Genomic DNA, 3,474 nt, shown 5'->3' with positions numbered 1-3,474 from the left:
ACGGGCCGACAAGATCAGCAAAGCCGCGGAACGTTGCGCAAGGATCGTCAGGACCTTCCTGGCGATGGCAAGGCAGCAGCCGACAAGGACATCGAATGTTGCAATCGACGACATCGTGACGGCGGCGACGGAGGTCGCGGGCTATTCCATCAAGTCTTCCGACATCAAGCTGGTACTTCGGCTCGAGCCCAACTTGCCTGCGGTTTGGGCCGATCCCGATCAGCTCAGCCAGGTTTTGATCAATCTGCTGGTCAATGCAGAGCATGCGCTGCATGACTGGGATGGCCAAAGGCAGATTACGATCTCGACCCAACTCCAACCGGAGAGCGGCAATATCGTCCTCAGAGTCGCTGATACTGGCCCTGGAATATCGGCTGAAATCCTGCCGCGTATCTTCGAGCCCTTTTTCACGACCAAGGATGTCGGGGCGGGCACCGGTATCGGCTTGTCGTTCTGCCATCGCATCGTTCAATCCCACCAAGGTACGATCCGGGTCGAAACCACTCACGGCGGCGGTTCAACCTTTGTGGTTTCGCTTCCAGCTTCCGACCGGCTCGTTGAACGTGCCGAGTCCGTCGCAGCCGAACCGTCCAAATCGACAGGGCGTGTCTGCCTGGTGGTGGAAGACGAAAAGGACGTGGGCGAACTGATAGCCGAAATTCTCACCCAGGACGRCTTCACGGTGATCATCGCCAAGTCAGGGAAAGAGGCGCTGATGCAGCTGAGGCTGCGGAAATTCGATATCATCCTCAGCGACCTCAGGATGCCCGATATGGATGGCCGCAGGCTCTACAATCATGTTTCCGACTTTCATCCCGCGCAGGCGGACAGGCTCGCGTTCCTGACCGGGGACACAATCAGCCCGGACGCGCAGGCCTTCTTGCGCGCGACGAAGCGGCCTTACCTCGAGAAGCCCGTAAAGCCGTTCGAACTCCGGATGTTTGTCTCGAAACTGGTCAACAGGGACGGCTGAAGCACGATGGATTTGCATGCCCTTTCGAAGGGGGCTATTTTCATTCCAAGGTGAGGACGCGTTGAACGCCAACCCGCACATCGTTGTCTGCGATGACGAGCCCGATATTCGCGACACGGTCGCTGAGTATCTGGAGCGCAATGGTTTCGCTGTCACAACCGCCGATGCAGGTCCTTCCCTGCGCGCGCTCATCGACGCCCAACCGCCTGTTGATGTCGTCATACTCGATATCCGCATGCCTGGCGAAGACGGCCTCTCGCTGGCGCGTTTTCTGCGCGAGCATTCCAAGGTTGCCATCATCATGCTGACGGGCTCCGCGGAGATCATTGACCGGGTGGTTGGTCTCGAGATTGGTGCCGATGACTATATCGCCAAGCCCGTCGACTTGCGGGAGTTGCTTGCCAGGGTGAAGGCAGTGCTGCGCAGAACCTCGGGGCATGAGCAGGCGAGGGGGGATCATCTGGGTCCGCATATTGCCCAGTTCGGCAGCTGCCGGCTGGACCTGGAAACCCACAAATTGATCGACGGCGATGGTGCCGACATTGCCATTACGCCAATGGAGTTCCAGCTCTTGAAAGTGTTTGCCGACAATCGCGGGCGAACGCTCAACCGTGACCAGTTGCTTGAGCTCGCCCACGATCGCGGATGGGATCCCTTCGACCGCAGCATCGACATCAGGATTTCCCGGCTGCGAAAGAAAATCGAGCACGATCCTTCCAAGCCGGAAGTAATCAGGACTATCCGCGGCGTGGGATATCTCTACTCGTAGTCAATGAGTGGAGGGTTGTACGATCGTTGAGGGTATCGGCGCAGTCAGCACGCACTCGACCCCCTCCTGGTTGAAGATGTATTCAACCACGCCGCCGAAATCGATGCCGAGCACGCGTTCGATCAGGAAGGTGCCGAAGCCTTTCCTATCTGGCAGAGCCACGCTAGGCCCGCCGATCTCACGCCAATTCCAGACAAAGGTGGGATGCTCAGAAACAGAATTTGGCTGCGCAATCGACCAGTCGATCGCCACTTTTCCGTCCAAGGTGGAGAGAGCTCCATATTTCAGCGAGTTGGTTCCCAGCTCGTTTACCGCAAGCGCTAACGTTAGTGCCATCTTCGGATTGATAGCTAGTTGCGGGCCCGTAATTGTGATCTGTCCAAGCGGAAATGCTGCTACCGCACCTTCAACGACCTTGCCCATCGACGCATTTGTCCAGCGTGTGTCGTTCAAAAGATCGTGGGCATTCGCTACAGCGAGGATGCGTTCGTTGAGTGCGATGCGTGCAACCTCCACATTTGCCGCATTCCGAAGGGTCTGAGAGGCTATCGCGCCTACCATGGCAAGTATGTTCTTGATCCTGTGCTCCAACTCGTACTTGAGCATCTCCTGCCGCGCTTCAGCTTCTTTCCTGTCGGTGATGTCCTGCATAACGCCAAACATCTTGATCGTCTTTCCAGAGGCGTCCCGGACAAAGTCGATGTGGCGAGAAAGCCAGCGCAGTTCACCTGTATCGGGTCGACGGATACGATATTCGACATTGGCAAGCGCCGTTCCCTGATCGCGCGTCTCAGGATTCGAACGTATGTCCTTGTCGGCTTCCAAGACGATGGTTTCGAGTTCGCTAACATGAACGAAAGGTCGCGGACTCAAGCCCCATAGATCCCAAAAGCCTTCGGACCCAAAGACGTGCCCTGTGACGATATCGACTTCCAATGAAACGATCCCCGCCGCGTTCTGCGACAGCTGCAACCGCCGCTCGCTCTGAGCAAGGGCCTGTGCAGCGCTCTTTTGGTCGTCGATGTCTGTATTCGTGCCGATCCATTGGAGACGGTTCCCATTCTGGTCGAGGATGGGAACTGCTCGCGCAATGTGCCAGCGAAAAACTCCGTCGTGACGGCGCAGTCTGAATTCGGTCTCATAGAAGACGCCATGCTGAACCGCTTTTTCCCAATTCTTGGCTGCGTCAGCTATGTCATCGGGGTGGACGATTTTTGCCCAGCGGTCGCCGTCAAGTTCACCAGGGCCAGCCCCACTGTACTCATAGACGCGCGGATTGAACCACGTCAGTTGTCCGTCGGCTGTGGAGGTCCACACATGGTTCGGCATTGCCTCGGCGAACGTGCGGAATTGCGCTTCGCTGTTTCGCAGGGCCGTTTCAGCGACGAGACGCTCGGTAACGTCGTTGCCTTGTACGAATATCCCAATAATTTCACCAGTGGGGCTTCGGACTGGTTGATAGATGAAATCGATTAGACGTTTCTCTTCACGGGCACCTTGCATGCGCTGCAACGTGGTCTTCACAGACGATCCAAAGAAGGGCTCACCGGTGACATAGACTTGATCTAGAAGCTCGATAAAGCCTTGGCTCGCAATTTCAGGCAACGCATCTCGTACCGTCATGCCCAAGACGTCCCGATGACCAATGAGTTGCCTATACGCCGCGTTGGTGAGTTCGAATACGTGATCTCGGCCAGCCAACATGGCAATGAAGCCGGGGGCTTGTTCGAAC

At 56.8% G+C, this 3,474-nt stretch carries 3 protein-coding genes; 2 read left to right on the top strand and 1 reads right to left on the bottom strand.

Going from position 1 to position 3,474, the window contains the following annotated elements; translation table 11 throughout:
- The first annotated feature begins 64 nt into the window (after positions 1-64).
- Together AC1DUU_RS26695 and AC1DUU_RS26690 are read left to right on the top strand one after the other, a co-directional pair.
- On the top strand, positions 65-973 hold the full coding sequence (locus tag AC1DUU_RS26695) for a hybrid sensor histidine kinase/response regulator (protein ID WP_476786373.1): 909 nt from the start codon (positions 65-67) through the stop codon (positions 971-973).
- A gap of 61 nt (positions 974-1,034) precedes the next feature.
- Entirely contained in the window at positions 1,035-1,742 is a 708-nt protein-coding gene (locus tag AC1DUU_RS26690) for a response regulator (protein WP_476786372.1), read from the top strand.
- On the opposite strand, the gene AC1DUU_RS26685 is transcribed toward AC1DUU_RS26690, so the two are convergent.
- Positions 1,743-3,474 (bottom strand): PAS domain S-box protein (locus AC1DUU_RS26685; RefSeq protein ID WP_476786371.1); only part of this gene is annotated, 1,732 nt, incomplete at its 5' end.

Source organism: Aminobacter sp. P4_H6_2, assembly GCF_056400805.1.
The sequence above is the reverse complement of the archived record's forward strand: the minus strand, read 5'-3'. Positions and strand labels throughout refer to the sequence as shown.